The sequence below is a fragment of the Desulfitobacterium dehalogenans ATCC 51507 genome, assembly GCF_000243155.2.
GTDB lineage: Bacteria > Bacillota > Desulfitobacteriia > Desulfitobacteriales > Desulfitobacteriaceae > Desulfitobacterium > Desulfitobacterium dehalogenans.
The window spans coordinates 385,524-402,867 of the sequence record NC_018017.1 but is presented as its reverse complement, the minus strand read 5'-3'; the positions used below and the strand labels follow the sequence as shown (position 1 = coordinate 402,867).

Sequence of the window (17,344 nt, the reverse complement as noted above, 5' to 3'; positions counted from 1 at the left end):
TTTAACTTACACATTTTGGTATTCGCTAAAAAAAGAAAAAACCCTGCTTGCTACAACAGGGCTAAAGACCTATTTTTTCTAAGAACTTTATACCAATTAATACGGATCACTGGAATTCATAGTGCAAAACCTGCCGAACAGACAGTGTCAAGCCTACTTCACAAGCAATACAGGAACCGGTGACTTTTGCAATACTCGTTGGCTGACACTGCCCAGAACAGATCCTGTAATGGGTCCATAACCGTGACTGCCGATGACCACCAAATCGATGTCATCCTTCTTAATCTGATCGATAATCTTGATGACCGGATGGCCAATCTCCAGCACTGTTCTGGTCTTCACTCCTTCTGCGGAACCTTCCGCCATAGTCGCGTCCAAGGCCAGCTGGCCGTTCTTGGCAACATCTTCTTGGGAAAAAACATAGCCATATGGTACAGTATTGCCCCAAAGAGTTTGAGGTGTATAGGTCACATGAATGAGTACAATTTCTGATTGAAAAAGTTTGGCCAGCTCAACAGCCGTCTTAAAGGCCCGCACAGAGAATTCAGAAGCATCAGTTGGAACAAGAATCTTTTTATACATAGAAATTGCCTCCTTCCATAAAAGACTCCCGTCAAGGACTCTTCTTACTTTAATTTTAAGTAGTTATTTTTTAAAAAGCAACTTATAATAGTATTTTATAGATATTTTTTAAAATGTAACAAGAACATGCACTGAGGTATGATGCTCAACAGGCCAGCTTGTTTACTATCTTAGAAAGAAGTGGGAAATTTTGCAGCCCTATGTAAAATCATCTCGTTATGGCTGGAGCAGTTGGAGCATCTTAGTCATAGCCTTTATTACCGTCTTTTTTCATCGCTTATCTATTGGTTCCGTAGCCGACGAGCTGACCCGCGAAATTCCCATGAATTCTGTGACTCTGGGAAACCTGACTGCCATGAACTATTACGCCTACGCCCTAATGCAAATCCCCGTGGGCATCCTGGTGGATCGCATCGGGGTCCGCAAAATCAATTTCTGCGGGCTCTTGGTCACAGCGGCTGGAAGCATTCTGTTCGGATTGGCCCATACCCTGGAAGCCGCCTATCTCTCCCGTTTCCTCGTCGGCATCGGCTCCTCGGTGATTATCGTCTCCATCTTCAAGATTCAAGCCACCTGGTTTCCCCTTTCACGCTTCTCCGCGCTGTCGGGTCTGACTTCCTTCTTTGGTAATTTTGGCTCCTTGTTGGCCCTCTATCCCCTGACCTTTCTCTCCTTGACCTTTGGTTGGCGGAATGTCTTTTATTGGATGGCAGGAATCTCCCTTTTGTTGGCCCTCCTGGTACTCTGGGGAGTGCGGGATGCCAGGACGGGGATTTACAGCCCCTCTCGGGAGACAGCCGCAACAGGTCCAATCAGCCGCTTAAGGCGAAAAAATTTCCAAACCTCAGATCATACCACCACTGAAGTAAAGCCCGCCCCTTTCTTGACCTACCTAAAGGAAAGCCTCTCCAGCGTTCTCAAAAACCCCAAAACCTGGCCCAATGTCCTCACCCTCTTCGCCTTTACCGGATCCAGCACCACCTTACTGGGGCTGTGGGGAATTCCCTTGATCACTCAGATATACTCTCTCGATAAAGCCACTGCAGCGGGCTATGTGACCTTTGCCACCTTTGGCTTTATTCTGGGTGCCCCTTTGGTCTCCCTATGGGTCCGTTTATTAAAGGGCATCCGCCCTGCTCTCTTAGCAGGGACAGGACTCAACCTGCTGTTGTGGATATACATCACCATCATTGCCGGTGGCCACCCAGCGGTACAACTCTGGCCCGCCTTTTTCTTCATCTTCGGGCTTCTCATCATGACCCATATTCTTGCTTTTTCCAATGTCACCGCTGTCAACCCGCTCAACTACAGCGGCATCGCTACGGCAATTACCAATATGGCTGAATTCATTGGCAGCGCCATAGCCAGCTTAACTATTGGTTTAATTTTGGATTTCAGCGGCAATCCCACTGCCGCTTGGTGGGTGATCTTGAGCATGGCTGCTTTAGGTTTTATAGCCGCCCTGCTTATGAAAGAGCAGCCCATTCAAATGTAAAAAACGAAGAACCCTCTACGGGTTCTTCGCAATATCACTATCTGGAGTAAATTATAGTTTCGCCTCGAACTTCACCCTTAATATACTTCCGGCAGGGGCTTGAAATAACCTTGAGGATGCTGGCAAGCCGGGCAAAGATCAGGAGCTCCGGAGCCTTCATGAACGTAGCCACAGTTCTCACATTTCCAGGAGATCTTTTCGTCTTTTTTGTAGAGGGTGCCGTTTTCCAATTCAGCAGCCAAGCGGGCATAACGCTCTTGGTGATGAGCTTCTACCGTGGCAATTTTGCGGAAAGCCACAGCGATATCGGCATAGCCTTCTTCGTCAGCACTATCGGCGAATTTATTGTAGTCGACTACTTCTTCCCCTTCGCCAGCTGCGGCGCTCTTTAGGTTGGCCAAAGTATCCCGATAGTTGAGAGGATAATCAGCGTCCACACGGAAAACTTCCGTTTGATCACCGGCATATTTTTGCAGGAACTTATAGAACACTTTGGCATGCTCTTTTTCGTTGTCTGCAGTAGAAATGAAAATGTTTTGAATAGCTTGGTGTCCTTCATTCTTTGCAACACCAGCGTAGAAGGTATAACGATTGCGTGCTTGGGACTCCCCCGCAAATCCATTAACTAAGTTCTGAAACGTCTTTGAATCTTTGAAATCCATTGATACAAACCTCCCTATTTTTGCTTTTGGTAGTATACCAAGTATTGATTTTTCTATACTGAGTCACCTTTTGTTAAATTCTTCATTTAAGATTGCTTTTCCTGCCTTCTTTTACAAAGTTTTTTGAAATAATTATTGATTATCCGATTTCAGGATAATTTTTCCTTGGGAGCGGATTGTTATTTTTTCTTCCCGATGATACGTTATTAGGGCGACTATTTATCTTTATGATTGATCCAATTTTTAGATGTATAAGAGGTTATACTATGAATACGCAGTATCTGAACAAATTCAATATCCCTCGACCTATCCTGGTTCTGGTTATCGGAGGACTTATCCACTCTGTGGGCAGTTCCTTTATGTGGCCCCTAAACAGCATCTTTATGCACAATATCCTGGGCCGTTCCCTCACCGAGGCAGGCGCCCTTATCTCCCTCCAGGCTCTGGCCACCCTAGTAGGGCAATTTATCAGCGGTGTCCTGGCGGATCGTTTTGGTTCCCGAAGGGTCATGATCTGCGGATTGGTCGGAGCGATTCTTCCTCTCATCTTAATCGGTTTTTTCCCCGCTTGGGAAGTGTACGCCCCCAGCATGCTCTTCTATGGTTTTTCCATTGCTTTCATTTTTGTCCCCATCAATGCCTTGGTCTTTACTCTATGGCCTGAGGGCGGGCGTCGAGGGTTTAACCTGCTCTATGTATTCAACAATGCCGGAGTAGCTGTGGGAACAGCTCTAGGCGGATTCATCGCCGCCCTATCCTTTAAATTGGTCTTTTTTCTCAACGGTTTCTTCTTTTCCGTTTACCTTTTAATGGTGCTTTTCCTCTTACCCGCAAAAGATATTCAGGCTAAACCAGTGAGCAAATCCCGAGTCAAAGTGCCCATTTTCCGGGATCGCGGATTTCCTGTTCTTATCGCTCTTTGTGCTGCTATCTTCCTCATGTGGGGTGCCTATATCCAGATCAACACTGTTCTGCCGGTAACCATGACGAATCTGGGGTATTCCTTGCCCCAATACAGCATTCTCTGGACCTTGAACGGCGTGATCATCGTAGCCTTCCAACCGGTCATCCATTGGATTATCCGCCATTGGGCACCTACCCTCTCCCGTCAATTCTATGTATCCTGTCTATTCTACGCCTTAGGCTTTCTGATTCTTCTGGGCAATTTTCCCTACCCCTCTTACTTTATCATGATGATCATCATCACCTTGGGAGAAATGCTGGTTCTGCCCGGTGTTCCGGCTGCGGCCGCCCTCATCGCTCCGGAAGGGAAAACAGCCACCTATCAAGGGGTGGTAGGGGGAGCTTCCTCCGGCGGCCGAGCTCTTGGCCCTATTCTAGGAGGATGGGCCTTTGACCATTATGGCGGAAACATGGCTTGGTCTTTGTCCCTTTTCTTTGTCATCGTCGCCCTATTACCCTTCTATCTCTATCAGCGACGGGAAAAAACCTTCAACCAAGGGACTGAAGTCAAGGAACAGGCAGTATAGAACCTATTCTTCATGGTTTCCTAAGGTTCCAGTACAAAGAAAAATCACCAAAGGATGAATGCTATGCCACTACCTATTGTTGACTATAAATTCTGCCCCCAATGCGGGAAACCCCTCCAAAATGCCGATTTCTCCGGTCAACACCGTCCCCACTGCCCGGATTGTTCCTTTGTTTTCTGGGGCAATTTCTCCTTAGGAGTAGGGGGAGTGGTCTGGCATGAGGGAAAAGTCCTCCTGGTTCAACGGGCCCATAATCCCGGCAAGGGAAACTGGACCATCCCCGGCGGGTATGTGGAGCAAGACGAACAAATCGCCGTCGCCGTCGCCCGGGAAATCAGGGAAGAAACCGGCATCCTGTCCAGACCCCTTTCCGTCATCGCCTTGCGGGATCGCCCCGGGGAAAAGCATGATTCCTATATTGTCTTTCTCCTGGAATACTTAGGGGGTACTTTGCAAGGTGACCCTAATGAAGTAAGCGATCTGGGCTTCTTCACCCTTGAAGAATGCGAAAATCTCCCCATAGCCCAGCTCAGCCTCAGTGTGATTAAAGCCTCCAGTACCCTTCTTGTCCCTGCACCTCTGGGTTTCCTACCCCAGACAGGGGTAAAAATGATCGGTGGCAACAAGGCTATTTTGTATCAGATATCGAAGGAGCAGGCTTAAGGCAGATTAAAGACCGACTATCGCCAAGGATACGCAACAAAAGCAGCATGCCATTACGAAAAATGGCCATGCTGCTTTCTATTTGCTAAATTATTTTAAGTCATCAGAGGCAAGGTGAGTGTGCCTAAATAATCTTAGCTCCTACCTCCATACAAGGTTTTTAATTCCTCTTCTTTCATGGTAAAGCTGTGCTCATCATCAGGGAAATTCATACTTCTTACTTCATCCGCATAGGCTTTCAATCCCTTGATCATGAGTTCATCGGCGTTGACATAAGCTTTGACAAACTTGGGAGCCCGATTCACTCCATAAGTGAGTATGTCATGGTACACGAGAACTTGTCCATCGGTATGAACACCTGCTCCGATACCAATGGTGGGAATTGTCAAGGTCGTAGAAATCTCCTGGGCAAGCTGTTTAGGAATACATTCCAGGACCAGGGCAAAGGCTCCAGCATCCTGGCATTCCTTCACATCCTCCAACATTTTTTGAGCAGCTTCCGCATCTTTGCCCTGAACTTTAAAGCCACCGAGAAGGGCAGCTGTTTGGGGTGTAAGACCAAGATGCGATACTACAGGTATCCCTGCGCGAACAAGGGCTTTAATATGAGGGATCATCTCGTCCGCCCCTTCCACTTTCACAGCGTGGGCCCCCGTCTCCTGAATCAGCCTTGCCCCATTGAGCAAAGTATCCCTGACAGACAGATGGCAGCTCATAAAAGGCATGTCCGCCACGATAAAAGTGTTCGGAGCCCCACGTTTAGCTGCTTTCGCATGATGGACCATATCCTCCATGGTAACATAAACCGTAGAGTCATAGCCCAGCACCACATTGCCCAGAGAATCCCCCACAAGAATCATGTCCGCTTCTGCTTGTTCAGCTTGCCTGGCCGAGGGGTAATCGTAGGCGGTAACCATGACAATCTTTTTCCCCTCACTTTTCATTGCCCAGAAGTCTTTGGTGGTTTTCATCATTTTTCCTCCTTTTTTCAGGAGAGAAGACAAAACAGAACAACAAAAAAGTTCCCCCTTGTCAGAAGGAACTCGCAAAAATGCAGCACTGTTTTATCCCTCTGTCCCGGTCCGTATTGGATACAGGCAGTATAAATTGAATGGTTCTCATGAAAAGGTGCAGTTCGAATGATACTGCCCACATCAAGTATAGCAAATTCTATCCGGCACGGCTATAGTGATAAAGATTAATTTCAGGTTCTACATCTGACTGCTAAACTATATAATCAATACCCCCTTAAAATTTTCAGGCTCTGCGTATATCTTAATAAGCATAATAAATAAACCATCCGTCACCTAAAGACTGATGGTTTATTTATTATTTGACTCTATGCAGCATACAATTCACAATTAAAGGAGGCCAAGAATCTCTATGAAAAATTTCCCGGATATCCTGGGGAAATGCCAAACCCTACTTGGCAAAGCCTTATCCAAATTCCGTATGTTGAATTTGAAATCCTTTTATAAAAAACCTAAGTTTTGGCGCAACCTGATCATCCTTCTTTTGTTCGTTCTTCTTACAGGTCTGGGCTCTGGTATTTACTGGATTTCCACCCTGGATGTAAGTAAGCTGGAAAGTCCCCTGGCCAAGCCCACTTATATCTACGATCAGGCAGGCAACAAAATCTCCCAGCTCTCTTCCTCCCGTATTGAACCTGTGACCCTGGAACAAGTCCCCCAGCATACTCAGGAGGCCATTATCGCTACTGAGGATAAACGTTTCTATATACACCAGGGCGTGGATATCCGCTCCATCCTCCGGGCCCTCGTCCAAGACCTGAAAACCCAGAATTTCTCCGAAGGGGGCAGCACCATCAGTCAACAGCTGGCCAAGAACCTTTTTCTCACCTCAGACAAGACCCTGAGCCGCAAGCTGAAAGAAGCAGGCTATGCCATTAAGATTGAAGCCACTCTCTCCAAAGATGAGATCCTAGAATCCTACCTTAACCATATCTATTTCGGGGAAGGGAACTGGGGGCTTCAAGAAGCCGCTCACTACTATTTTGGCAAAAATACCGAAGAGCTGAATCTGGAAGAATCCGCTCTTCTCGCCGGAATCCTCAAAGGCCCCACTATCTACTCCCCTCTCAAGAATAAGGAGCTGGCCCTCCAGCGCCGGAACCTGGTCCTCTCCATGATGGCCGACCAGGGCTATATTACTGCAAAAGAAGCTGCCCAAGCCACAGCTGCACCCATCGTCCTGCGCACCAAGCCTTTAGATAATCTATCCGGGAAATACGCCCCCTATGTGGACTATGTCATTGAAGAAGCCATCAACCGTTACGGCTTTACCGAAGATCAGATTCTCACCCTTGGTCTGCAGATTTATACTCAAATGGATGCCAAGGTTCAACAAGCCGCCGAAACCGTCTATAAGGATGATCAATTCTTCCCCCAAGGCAAAGATGATCAGAAGGTCCAAAGCGGTATCGCCATTCTTGACCAACATACCGGGGCTATCCGAGGTCTGGTAGGGTATCGGGGAGAAAGCGCTTTTCGCCAGTTTAACCGCGCCTCCCAGCTCAAACGCCAGCCCGGCTCCATCATCAAGCCCTTGATGGTCTATGGCCCGGCCTTGGAAAAAGGCTATCGGCCCGACGCCCTCCTTTATGATGGACCTCTGAATCTGGACGGCTATACCCCGAAGGATTGGGATGGCCAAACCCGGGGCTGGGTGACCATGGAAGAAGCTATTCAGCAATCCTGGAACATCCCTGCAGTCTGGTTATTTGATCAAATCGGCATCGAAGCCGGCAAAGCCTTTGCTCAAAAAGCCGGCATCCCCTTAACCGAAAAGGATGCCCATCTAAGTCTGGCTCTGGGCGGGTTTGCAGAAGGTGTCTCTCCCCTGGACATAGCCCAGGCCTATACTGCCTTTGCCAATCAAGGGCTCATGCATACGGCTCATGCCATCATTAAGATTACCACCGCCGACGGACATGTCTTAGCCCAAATGCAGCCGGAAAGTGTCCAAGTCACGGACTCTCATCATGCCTATACCATGACTCTTCTTCTCCAAAACGTGGTCCAGCAGGGAACCGCTCCCAAAGCCGCTCTGGGCAGTCGTCCCGTAGCCGGGAAAACCGGCTCCGTGGAGCTGCCTCCTACACAAGAGTTTGCAGGCATCAGCAAGGGGCAAAAAGATGTCTGGTTTGTAGGCTACACACCTGAGCTGACCGCCGCCATCTGGATAGGCTATGACCAAACAGACCGGGAGCATTACCTCACCACCTCCGGCGGATCCGGGCCCGCCGTCGTCTTCCATGAAGTCCTTTCCCTGGCCCTCAAAGACACCCCCATCAAGCCCTTCGAGGTTCCTGCCGGGTATGTGAAGGATTGGAATATCTGGCCCGAAGGCTGGGACGATGATGAATACGGACGGGATGATGACAAAGATAAAAAGAATAAGAAAAACACCAAGGATAAAAACCAGAACAATAAAAATAAAAACAAGGATAAAAAACAAGGCAACCAAAGCCCGGAGTATGACTATAACGAGATCTGGGATAACTTTTTTCAAGGGCTCTGGAGGTAGAAACCGGGAATTTCAGTCCTTATCTTTCTTGACGATTCTTAACCTATCCCGCGGAGAAGGTTCCAAGCCTTTGATACCTTGAAGCCGCCGTGGATAGACCAACAAATCCGACTCCAGGGACTTGCACAGGGTCTCGATATCCTCAGGGTTAATAGGGAAATCCATAGAGAAATAAGCAGGTTTACGGCGGGTACGGACCCAATCAGGGCAGGTCTCATGACCTAAGGTAACTTGCAAAGTCTGGATCTCTTCATCTTCTCCTCTAAGAACCTGAAAGAGAAGGTTAGGCTCAATAAATTCCAACACCTCAGACCCCGGTTGTTTATAAAGTATATCCCGTAACCATTTAATCAGAATCCCGACTTCCCAAGTTAAGAGACTCGGGTCTCTTTTAACCCAGGTCTTTTCCCCATGTTTACAATGGACCTCAACGATCAGCCAATTAGAGTCAAATCCCAAATCATTATCCATATCAGGAAACTCATACCCCACAATTCTTAATGAGAATTCGTCTCCATAACTCCCTTTGAGCATAGTGCTAATCCTCCTTCTTCAAAACGTCTTTACCAGTCAAAGAGAATGGACTTCACCACAGCAAAATACTCGCGAAGATAAGCATTGGGTCTGATATACCAAGGGGTAGAGCAAGGTACCCCCACAGGATTCAGCCCATTGCGCCCGGCTAAAATTTTGGAACGAAACATATGAAAGTCACTGGTGATCACCAGTACCGGTTCAGCTGGATCGAAGCCCTCTACCTGATCAAGTACAAAACGGGAAAACCGGAAATTCTCCATCGTACTGGTGGAACGAGTTTCTTTTAGTATTCGTTCCGGGGCAATTCCCTGTCCCATCAAGTATTGAGCCATAGCTTCAGCCTCTGGAACCCATTCTCCCGGTCCTTGTCCGCCGGAAACCACGACCTTCATCTGAGGATTTTCTTCTAAAATCTCTACCCCCTTATTCACCCTTTCCCAAAGTGTCCAGGAAAGTTGGTCCCCATTCAGACCCGCTCCCAGGATGATCAAAACTTCTCCATGCTCGGGTATGGTATCCTCTGTATTCCAAAGCAGTAGCCCCTCAATCATGAAAAAGGAGCCAAGCAACAGGACTATTCCCCAACGGATTAGCTTGCGCAACCATGGATACCGCTCTTTTAAAAGTCTTTTTTTAAACTCATTACCCCATAATCCCCATAGCAAGAACAAACCTCCCGCCCCCGCGGGTAGGATGGTCCCCAGATTGACCCCTCCCTTAAGAGCAGTCACGATGATTGTATCGAGAATCCCGACGATCCCTACCATGATGCAGATCCGGGAACCCCAGCTTCTCTTCACCATATTTACACCTCTAACCCTTTACCAATCTCTAAACTTGTGAATTTATTATTTAATATTCATGTTATAATTATGCCATCCTCAGGCATATTCCTGCTATTTTTCCAGATTTTCAAACAAATATTAAATATAAAAACAGCAGACTGTAAAAAATCTGCTGTTTGTTTAAAAACTCAGTGATATTTTGTAGTATACTGTATCTCTTTTATCTTTTACTCATATATCTCCATATCGTCAGGGCTTTTATCTTCGGGAGAACCGGTCTCAAGCTCTTGATCCTTAGTTCTTTGATTGGGCTGTCTCTTTGGTGGCAAATTAACCTCTGCCGCTGCCTCTTTCTTCAAAGCATTTCACCTCATTGACAAAGACTTCTTCTTCATTATTAACCGACTTCTCCCCCACTATTCACCCTCTGATCCAACCAGCCCACGATATCCGCCAGGACTTCTTCCCGCTCCGGCTCATGGATCAGTTCATGATAAAGCCCCTCATAAAGCTTGAGGGTCTTATCCCGGGAGGAAATCCTAGGGAATATCCTTTGGGAGACCTTATAGGAAACGATCTGATCATCGGTTCCGTGGAGCATGAGGCAGGGCAACCGGTAATGGTCGGCTTTTTCCTGTGCAAAGGCCACCCCTCGGCAGGCAAACTGATAGAAAAAACCAAGGGTTGCATACTTCAAAACTAAAGGATCCCCATCGGAAATTTTGCGCACCTCCATATTCCGGGTTGTCTTGCCGCTCAATTTAGGACGGATCTTGAACCACTTGAGCACTACATTCAAAAATTTGAAGAGAAAGGCGGGAATAGTTTCCGTCCCCGCAGGCCTATCCAAGGCGGCTCCGCTGAAAACCTGTCCCTGTAATTTTTCTGGGTGGAGAATTCCGTAGTTAAAACTGATTAAGCCTCCCATACTATGACCAAACATAAAAAGAGGGAGTGTGGGATGAAGCCCCTGAACATAATCCACGAAGACATCCAGATCCTCTAAGAACACCTCAAACTGGTCCAAATGACCTCGTTCAGCCTCTGAACGCCCATGGCCCCGATGATCCAAAGCATAAGCTCCATAGCCATGCTCAGCTAAAAACTCCATAAACTGAACATAAAAGCTCGAATGCTCCGCATAGCCATGGCTGATCACTACCACAGCCTTAGGATTTGGGGGGAGCATCTGTCGATAATAAATCCTGATTCCTTCTCTATTTTGAATATGGCTATAATCTCGCTCCAAGTGGTGACACTCCTTTGATGTGCTTATATTATGATTATACCATTTCATGTTATCCGAATCCTAGATATGGGTTATAGCATGTCTCATAACCTACATGGCAGCTCCACTGTAAATATCGATCCTTCGTCCAATTCGCTTTCCACGGATACTCTCCCACCGGAAAGCTCAATGATTCTCTTCACTATGGCTAGGCCCAAGCCATTTCCTTCTCTGGAGCGGGATTTGTCTGCCTTATAAAAACGGTCAAAAATATGCTCCTTATCTGCAGCGGAGATGCCTTTTCCCTGATCCGCGATATCCACCCGGATGCCGCCATCCTGTCTCTGGAGACTCACCCGAATAACCCCATTTTGATGGGAAAACTTTATGGCATTTTGAATAAGATTAAGCCATACCTGCTGAAGCAGATGCTCATCTCCCCAGTAGGTTATCCTTTCCAGGTCAATGTCAAAATCAATATTTTTCTTTGTCCAATCCCCTTCCAGAATCAAAATGGATTTCCTTAATTGTTCATCCAACGCGAACTTCGTCCCTTGTTCGCGGATACTTTTACCGTCAAGTTCGGAGAGCCTTAATAAATTGGAAGACAGCAAGGATAACCTTTCACTTTCATTCACAATAGTATCGCTATATTCCTTCAGTTGCTCCTCGGATAATTGCCCTTCTTGAATGAGTTTAGCGAACCCCTTGATCGAAGTAATGGGTGTTTTAAATTCATGGGAAACATTAGAGACGAAATCCTTATGAATCGTGTCGATGCTCCTAAGTTCCTTGGCCATTAGATTAAAATCCGCAGCTAATCGCCCAATTTCATCGTTACGTTTTATATTCACTTGGGTATTAAAGTTACCCTTGGCCACCTCTTTAGAGGCTTCGGAAATAAGCTGAATTGGTTTTACGATTCTTCTTACCGCTAATAAAATAATGATTGTGCCGGTCACTGCACTAATTTGAAAAGTTAACCCGGTGGCAAACCGTATCCTCTGAAATTCTGCGAAAAACTCCATGCGATCTATAGCCAATTCCGTAAAAGCACTATTTCTCATGATTCCCATGACAATCCAAAAGGTTAGGGAATTTAAGAACCACCAAATTCCCAAGAATATAAGTGCAAATTTCGTGTAAATCGATTTTAAATAGAAACGTTTTTTCATTAAAACTTTTCCACCTTATAGCCCAGTCCCCTCACCGTGATGATTTTGAACTCTTCATATTTATCGAACTTCTCCCGAAGCCTTTTAATATGAACATCAACTGTTCGTTCATCGGTATCGCTATCAAACCCCCATATTTCATCCATTAACTCCTGCCGTGTAAAGATTCTTTTAGAATAACTCAGTAGTTTAAATAATAAGTAAAACTCCTTTTGGGGAAGCATAATGGTTTCTGTCTTCGTCGTTACTGTTAATGTCTCATAATCAAGGGTGATGTCGCCGATCACAATTTTATTCTCATTGGAAATTTTGGCCCGACGAAGCAAAGCCGCTACCCGAAGCAGCATTTCATCAAAATCAATAGGTTTGACCATATAGTCATCGGTTCCCACTGCGAAACCTTTTTTCTTATCTTCGATGGTTTCTTTAGCCGTAATCATGAGCAGCGGTAGGTTATACTGCAATGCTCTCAGTTCCTTGGCCAAGGTATAACCATCCATATGGGGCATCATGATATCTAAAATGATAAGATCAATATGCTCTTGAGCCAATAAGTCCAAAGCTTCTAATCCATCGGCAGCAATAAACACATTGTAGCCATCACGAATCAAATAGGTTTTCATGAGCCTTCGGATACTCTCGTTATCATCAACGACTAATATATTGACCATATCTACATCCTTTCTTAACCCCTAAAAACCATTAGGGGCTAAAATTTATGAGTAAAAAACCTTATTCTTATAAGCTTCGCAGAGCATCAATCGGATTCAGTCGACTTGCTTTCCTTGCCGGAGCATATCCAAAGACAATTCCCACTACACCAGAGAACCCTACCGCAAGCGCAATCGTTGCGATCGAAATAGCGAATTCTGTTCCAATCAATAGGGATGCACCGTAAGCAATAAGAGCTCCCAGCACTAATCCTATAACGCCACCGACGATGGACAGGAATATTGACTCGATCACAAATTGCAGCTGAATTCTGTTTGGTGTGGCTCCTAAAGCTTTGCGCAAACCAATTTCCATCGTTCGCTCAGTGATGGATACCAGCATCATATTCATAATGCCAATACCGCCCACCACCAGGGATATCCCCGCAATTCCGGCAAGGAGCATCGACATCATGGACATCATCGTTTCAAAGGATTCAATCATATCTCCCATATTGAAAATAGTGTAAGCATCATCCTTATAGTTAAAAGCCGGATGGAGTACCCCTTTGATTTCCGTTACCGTATCGTCAGCCAGGGTCGCATCCTCCAGAAATACATCTAAACTGGAAATATTCTTTACCCCTAAACTACGCAAAGCCGTTGTATAGGGGATGACCACCGAGTCATTATTGGAACCCATACTAAATCCGCTCGAGGCCTTAAGGGTGCCAATTACAGAATAGGTTGTCCCGTTCACAACCAGCTCTTTACCGATAGGGTCCACCCCGTAATAGAGCTCATTGACAATATCACTGCCAATAATCGCAACTTGGTTTTTGCTCGCTAAGTCCAAAACATTGATGGGCCTTCCACTTTGCAGCAAGCTGGAATCCGTTTGAAAGTAAACCTCATTTTTACCCTGAACGGTTACGTTCTCAAGGACCTTGCCGTCGGTGATAATTCCAGTCTTTCCCGAAATCGTTGGGGATACACCACTTATATTTTCGACTTGAGAAATGTTCCTTAGATCTTCATCATTAAGCCCCTGTTTCAGCGGAGTTCCCATGACATTGACTATGATTTTATTTGCGCCAAGCTCCGTAACCTGATTGCTGATACTGTTGGTTGCCCCCTGAACAATAGTAATCAAGGCGATAATCGATGCCACTCCGATGACGATTCCCAGCATTGTTAAAAAGGAACGTAGTTTATTTCTAACAATGTTTTCATAAGACATTTTTATACTTTCAAGCAGCACCTATTACACCTCCTGTTCAGTTAAATAACCATCCAAAATATTGACAACTCGTTGGGCGTGACGAGCAATACCGATATCGTGAGTAATCATAATAATGGTTCTTCCTTCATGGTTAAGCTCTTCGAAAAGCTCCATGACCTGAGCGCCCGTCTTTTGATCTAAGGCGCCTGTGGGTTCATCCGCCAGGAGAATCGTCGGCTCGGTAACCAGTGCCCGTGCAATAGCAACCCTTTGCTGCTGACCCCCTGAGAGCTGATTCGGCAGATTTTTCATTTTATCGGCTAATCCTACCTGCTCCAGCATTTTCATTGCCCTTTGTTTTCTTTCCGTGGCTGGGATGCCCGCATAGATTAAGGGCAGTTCTACATTTTGAAGTGCACTTAAGCGCGGCAAAAGCTGAAAATTCTGGAAGACAAAGCCAATTTCCTTATTTCTTATGGCGGCCAGTTCGGTTTCATCCAGATCATCAATATTATGGCCAGAAAGCAGATATTCCCCAGCTGTCGGTACATCCAGACAGCCAATGATATTCATCATCGTCGATTTACCGGAACCTGACGGACCAAGTATCGATAGAAACTCACCCGAGTTCACCGCTAAATTAACGTTATGCAAGACCTCCAGCTCTTCCTCACCCATAATGTATTTTTTGAAAATATTTTGCATCTTAAGAACTTCAGCCATTACTCCTCACCTCCAGGTCTATTCATCCCTCCTCTGGAGAAATCCGTCCCTAGCGTGGCAGCAGCTTTTTTATAAAGAATCTTTTCTTCACTGACAACACCGCTTTTGACTTCGACCGTTGTGCCATCATTGATTCCTGTCTCTATATCAGCCTTTACCACAGTATCCTTTTCCCCATTTTTAAAAACGTAGGGCTTGTTATTCTCATCAAATTGAATCGCCGTCATGGGCAAGGTAATGACACCCTTAACTTCATTACTTACCACCTTCACCTCTGCCGACATGCCGATACGAATATTTTCAGCTTTTTCAAGATCGATGGTTGCTGTGAAGAAAGTTACTCCATTGATAATCTGTCCCTCTTTTGAAATGGAGCGGATCTTTCCTTTGATTTCTTTGTTTATTGCCCCGATTTTGATGGATGCTTCTTTACCTTTGTCTAAGGAGGCAATGTCGTATTCATCGACCTTAACCTGAATTTCAAGGTTATCATAATCGACTACTTCTAATAATTGGGTACCTGCCATAACCTGGGCCTTCTCATCCACATTAAGATGAGCAACTTCACCGCGGATTTTGGCTTTAATTTCCTCTCCTGATGTGGTTTTGATTAAGACGGTTCCCTCTTCAACCAAATCTCCTTCTTTTACTTTGATTTCCGAGACTTGCATCATCTTATCAGCAGTCACAGTCTGACGGTCTTTTGTTTCCACATTCCCGGAAAAAGAGTAATAGGTGGTGATGTCCCCAGTTTTAGCAACCACACTTTCATAGGCTAAGGGGGCAGGTTTCATTAAAGCGGTCATTGCTACTCCAACGATAACCACAGCTATCATACCGGTTACTATCCATTTGAACTTAGTGTTTCTTTTTTTGCTCATTAATTAATGACCTCCAATTTAATTTTTAAATTCGAAACTAATCTTAGCTTTGTTTTATGAATTCATCATGAACTAGGATTTAGCAATATTTCTCTCTACAGCTACAAAGCGTCAATAATTCCAGTTGGTAACCAAAAATAAAAACCACCTGAAGTTAAAAAACAACAGATGGTATCCATAAACTCTATGTATATTCTGATCCATATTTTTTCAGTTCGTCCCTTGCGACGCCGATATACTGGGGCTCAAATGCTACAGCAGTCGGTATATAGTCACTATATTCACCCAACTGATCGATTCAAGTCCGCACTTCCTTGCTGATGCCCTCTCCTGTCACTTTGGGATTAAATAACCAGACTATGGCCCTTTTCCCGCAGCCATCGGCGATGAACAGCATGCTCCGGACAATAACGGGCTACATTCTCCCAAAAATCCGGTGAATGATTCAGATAGAGAAGATGGGAAAGCTCATGAATCACCAGATAATCCAGCACCGGCTCCGGAGCCATGATAGCCCGCCAGTTCAGATTGATATTGCCCAGACTGGAGCAGCTCCCCCAGCGGGTTTTTTGCTCTTTTAAGCGGAACTGGTTATAGGTTACTCCCATTTGGCAGCTCCAGAAATTGAGCTTCTGGAGATACACCGCCCGGGCCTTCTGTTTATACCACTTCTCAAGAATCTCCCGAACAGCCTCTTGCCGCTGCTCTCCCTGAAGTTCCTGAGGCATCTTGATCTCTAAGGTTTCAAGGTCCTTTCTGTAAAAGGCACTGATCATTTTATGAGGTGTATCCATGATCTCCAGGTTCAGCTCTTTCCCCAGATAGGAAACCTTTTCACCCGTCTCATACACCCGCAGGGGCTTGACCGCCGTTTCTTGAAGCTTGAGCCAATTCTCCAAGATCCACTCCTGATTCTTCTCAATGAAGGCCTGAATTTCACCCTTGGAGGTACGTACGGGAGCAGATACTCTGACCTTTTCCGGCGTAATGCGTATAGAAATCCGCTTAGTCCGAGGGCTTTTTCTTTCTTCATAAGGAATAATCGTTTTTCCCAGCTTCAAAGACGAAGGCATATTATCCTGCTCCTAATTATTTTCTCCCCAGGTCCCCTTAAATACGATCTGCGACATGTCTTTGCGAGGTCTTGGATTTCTTTCCTCCGCCGGGTAACCCAAGGGAGTCATAGCTAAGACGCGGACATTTTCGGGAACCTTTAGGATCTCCCGCACCTTATCTTCAGAGAACAGACCCTGCCAACAGGTTCCCAGCCCCTGCTCGGCAGCCGCCAGGATCAAATGTTCCATGGCCAATCCCGCATCCAGCATCATATAGTCCTTGCCTTCCCAGACCTCGGACTCCGATGGCACCCCGCAGAGCACCACAATAAGAGGGGCCTGGAGCAACGCTTTGCGTCCGGGGTTGGTCTCTGCATAGGCCGTGGTCAGCTCTTGCCGTGAGGCCTCATCCTCTACCACGATAAAACGCCAGCACTGGAGATTTTTCCAGGAGGGAGCCAAACGGGCGCATTCCAAGACATACTCCAGCTTCTCCTGCTCTACCGGGTTCGGGAGATAACTCCGCAGACTTCTTCTTTTTTGAGCCAGTTCAAGAAAGTTCATATCTATTCCTCCTCTTCCATTGTATACCATTTATTCTTTATTATTACCTTGAATCCTTCTCCATTGTCATTTACTTCTAAATTTTA

At 45.9% G+C, this 17,344-nt stretch carries 18 protein-coding genes; 4 read left to right on the top strand and 14 right to left on the bottom strand.

Annotated features, from left to right (window positions below):
* Positions 1 to 153: 153 nt before the first annotated feature.
* Positions 154 to 582, bottom strand: a complete 429-nt coding sequence (locus DESDE_RS01880) for a universal stress protein (RefSeq protein ID WP_014792352.1) — start codon at positions 580 to 582, stop codon at positions 154 to 156.
* A gap of 190 nt (positions 583 to 772) precedes the next feature.
* Between DESDE_RS01880 and DESDE_RS01875 the strand changes: the two genes are divergently transcribed.
* On the top strand, positions 773 to 2,077 hold the full coding sequence (locus DESDE_RS01875) for an MFS transporter (protein ID WP_014792351.1): 1,305 nt from the start codon (positions 773 to 775) through the stop codon (positions 2,075 to 2,077).
* Positions 2,078 to 2,154: 77 nt separating this feature from the next.
* On the opposite strand, the gene rbr is transcribed toward DESDE_RS01875, so the two are convergent.
* Positions 2,155 to 2,739 carry a rubrerythrin gene (rbr, locus tag DESDE_RS01870; protein ID WP_014792350.1) on the bottom strand — a complete coding sequence of 195 codons (585 nt, stop codon included), beginning with the start codon at positions 2,737 to 2,739 and terminating at the stop codon, positions 2,155 to 2,157.
* Positions 2,740 to 3,005: 266 nt separating this feature from the next.
* On the opposite strand from rbr, the gene DESDE_RS01865 reads away from it, so the two are divergent.
* Together DESDE_RS01865 and DESDE_RS01860 are read left to right on the top strand one after the other, a co-directional pair.
* Complete coding sequence (locus tag DESDE_RS01865; RefSeq protein WP_014792349.1) at positions 3,006 to 4,229, top strand: MDR family MFS transporter; 1,224 nt, start codon at positions 3,006 to 3,008, stop codon at positions 4,227 to 4,229.
* 63 nt (positions 4,230 to 4,292) lie between these two features.
* Positions 4,293 to 4,892 (top strand): NUDIX hydrolase, encoded by a 600-nt coding sequence (locus tag DESDE_RS01860; RefSeq protein ID WP_014792348.1) that lies wholly within the window; start codon positions 4,293 to 4,295, stop codon positions 4,890 to 4,892.
* A 134-nt stretch (positions 4,893 to 5,026) separates the two neighbouring features.
* Here DESDE_RS01860 and panB read toward each other — a convergent pair whose 3' ends face one another.
* Positions 5,027 to 5,863, bottom strand: coding sequence for a 3-methyl-2-oxobutanoate hydroxymethyltransferase (panB, locus tag DESDE_RS01855; protein WP_014792347.1), 837 nt, complete (start codon positions 5,861 to 5,863; stop codon positions 5,027 to 5,029).
* Between the two features lie 412 nt (positions 5,864 to 6,275).
* Between panB and DESDE_RS01850 the strand changes: the two genes are divergently transcribed.
* Positions 6,276 to 8,438: a transglycosylase domain-containing protein gene (locus DESDE_RS01850; protein WP_014792346.1), complete on the top strand. Its 2,163-nt coding sequence runs from the start codon at positions 6,276 to 6,278 to the stop codon at positions 8,436 to 8,438.
* A 12-nt stretch (positions 8,439 to 8,450) separates the two neighbouring features.
* Here the strand turns inward: DESDE_RS01850 and DESDE_RS01845 are convergent, their stop codons facing one another.
* The 11 genes from DESDE_RS01845 to DESDE_RS01800 form a co-directional block, all read right to left on the bottom strand.
* A complete protein-coding gene (locus DESDE_RS01845; RefSeq protein WP_014792345.1) occupies positions 8,451 to 8,972 on the bottom strand; it encodes a WapI family immunity protein in 522 nt (173 codons plus the stop codon).
* Positions 8,973 to 9,001: 29 nt separating this feature from the next.
* A complete protein-coding gene (locus tag DESDE_RS01840) occupies positions 9,002 to 9,778 on the bottom strand; it encodes a YdcF family protein (RefSeq protein WP_014792344.1) in 777 nt (258 codons plus the stop codon).
* Positions 9,779 to 9,987: 209 nt separating this feature from the next.
* Positions 9,988 to 10,119 carry a hypothetical protein gene (locus DESDE_RS22655; RefSeq protein WP_282433505.1) on the bottom strand — a complete coding sequence of 44 codons (132 nt, stop codon included), beginning with the start codon at positions 10,117 to 10,119 and terminating at the stop codon, positions 9,988 to 9,990.
* Positions 10,120 to 10,157: 38 nt separating this feature from the next.
* The gene (locus tag DESDE_RS01835; RefSeq protein ID WP_085938408.1) at positions 10,158 to 10,949 is read right to left on the bottom strand and encodes an alpha/beta hydrolase; all 792 of its coding nucleotides are present in this window, start codon (positions 10,947 to 10,949) and stop codon (positions 10,158 to 10,160) included.
* Between the two features lie 143 nt (positions 10,950 to 11,092).
* Positions 11,093 to 12,163, bottom strand: a complete 1,071-nt coding sequence (locus tag DESDE_RS01830) for a sensor histidine kinase (RefSeq protein WP_014792342.1) — start codon at positions 12,161 to 12,163, stop codon at positions 11,093 to 11,095.
* The gene (locus DESDE_RS01825; RefSeq protein WP_014792341.1) at positions 12,163 to 12,834 is read right to left on the bottom strand and encodes a response regulator transcription factor; all 672 of its coding nucleotides are present in this window, start codon (positions 12,832 to 12,834) and stop codon (positions 12,163 to 12,165) included. The genes DESDE_RS01830 and DESDE_RS01825 overlap by 1 nt, the downstream gene beginning before the upstream one ends.
* A 67-nt stretch (positions 12,835 to 12,901) precedes the next feature.
* Positions 12,902 to 14,074, bottom strand: coding sequence for an ABC transporter permease (locus DESDE_RS01820; RefSeq protein ID WP_014792340.1), 1,173 nt, complete (start codon positions 14,072 to 14,074; stop codon positions 12,902 to 12,904).
* Between the two features lie 3 nt (positions 14,075 to 14,077).
* Positions 14,078 to 14,758: an ABC transporter ATP-binding protein gene (locus DESDE_RS01815; protein WP_014792339.1), complete on the bottom strand. Its 681-nt coding sequence runs from the start codon at positions 14,756 to 14,758 to the stop codon at positions 14,078 to 14,080.
* Positions 14,758 to 15,639, bottom strand: coding sequence for an efflux RND transporter periplasmic adaptor subunit (locus DESDE_RS01810; protein WP_014792338.1), 882 nt, complete (start codon positions 15,637 to 15,639; stop codon positions 14,758 to 14,760). Before DESDE_RS01810 ends, DESDE_RS01815 begins: the two co-directional genes overlap by 1 nt.
* 344 nt (positions 15,640 to 15,983) lie before the next feature.
* Positions 15,984 to 16,712: a M48 family metallopeptidase gene (locus DESDE_RS01805; protein WP_014792337.1), complete on the bottom strand. Its 729-nt coding sequence runs from the start codon at positions 16,710 to 16,712 to the stop codon at positions 15,984 to 15,986.
* Positions 16,713 to 16,724: 12 nt separating this feature from the next.
* Positions 16,725 to 17,258, bottom strand: coding sequence for a nitroreductase family protein (locus tag DESDE_RS01800; protein WP_014792336.1), 534 nt, complete (start codon positions 17,256 to 17,258; stop codon positions 16,725 to 16,727).
* Positions 17,259 to 17,344 lie beyond the last annotated feature (86 nt).

Excerpts from the sequence above, each read along its gene's own strand:
- DESDE_RS01880 (WP_014792352.1), bottom strand. The coding sequence starts at position 582 with ATGTATAAAAAGATTCTTGTTCCAACTGATGCTTCTGAATTCTCTGTG.
- rbr (WP_014792350.1), bottom strand. The coding sequence starts at position 2,739 with ATGGATTTCAAAGATTCAAAGACGTTTCAGAACTTAGTTAATGGATTT.
- DESDE_RS01865 (WP_014792349.1), top strand. The coding sequence starts at position 3,006 with ATGAATACGCAGTATCTGAACAAATTCAATATCCCTCGACCTATCCTG.
- DESDE_RS01860 (WP_014792348.1), top strand. The coding sequence starts at position 4,293 with ATGCCACTACCTATTGTTGACTATAAATTCTGCCCCCAATGCGGGAAA.
- panB (WP_014792347.1), bottom strand. The coding sequence starts at position 5,863 with ATGAAAACCACCAAAGACTTCTGGGCAATGAAAAGTGAGGGGAAAAAG.
- DESDE_RS01850 (WP_014792346.1), top strand. The coding sequence starts at position 6,276 with ATGAAAAATTTCCCGGATATCCTGGGGAAATGCCAAACCCTACTTGGC.
- DESDE_RS01845 (WP_014792345.1), bottom strand. The coding sequence starts at position 8,972 with ATGCTCAAAGGGAGTTATGGAGACGAATTCTCATTAAGAATTGTGGGG.
- DESDE_RS01840 (WP_014792344.1), bottom strand. The coding sequence starts at position 9,778 with ATGGTGAAGAGAAGCTGGGGTTCCCGGATCTGCATCATGGTAGGGATC.
- DESDE_RS01835 (WP_085938408.1), bottom strand. The coding sequence starts at position 10,949 with ATGCTCCCCCCAAATCCTAAGGCTGTGGTAGTGATCAGCCATGGCTAT.
- DESDE_RS01830 (WP_014792342.1), bottom strand. The coding sequence starts at position 12,163 with ATGAAAAAACGTTTCTATTTAAAATCGATTTACACGAAATTTGCACTT.
- DESDE_RS01825 (WP_014792341.1), bottom strand. The coding sequence starts at position 12,834 with ATGGTCAATATATTAGTCGTTGATGATAACGAGAGTATCCGAAGGCTC.
- DESDE_RS01815 (WP_014792339.1), bottom strand. The coding sequence starts at position 14,758 with ATGGCTGAAGTTCTTAAGATGCAAAATATTTTCAAAAAATACATTATG.
- DESDE_RS01810 (WP_014792338.1), bottom strand. The coding sequence starts at position 15,639 with ATGAGCAAAAAAAGAAACACTAAGTTCAAATGGATAGTAACCGGTATG.
- DESDE_RS01805 (WP_014792337.1), bottom strand. The coding sequence starts at position 16,712 with ATGCCTTCGTCTTTGAAGCTGGGAAAAACGATTATTCCTTATGAAGAA.
- DESDE_RS01800 (WP_014792336.1), bottom strand. The coding sequence starts at position 17,258 with ATGAACTTTCTTGAACTGGCTCAAAAAAGAAGAAGTCTGCGGAGTTAT.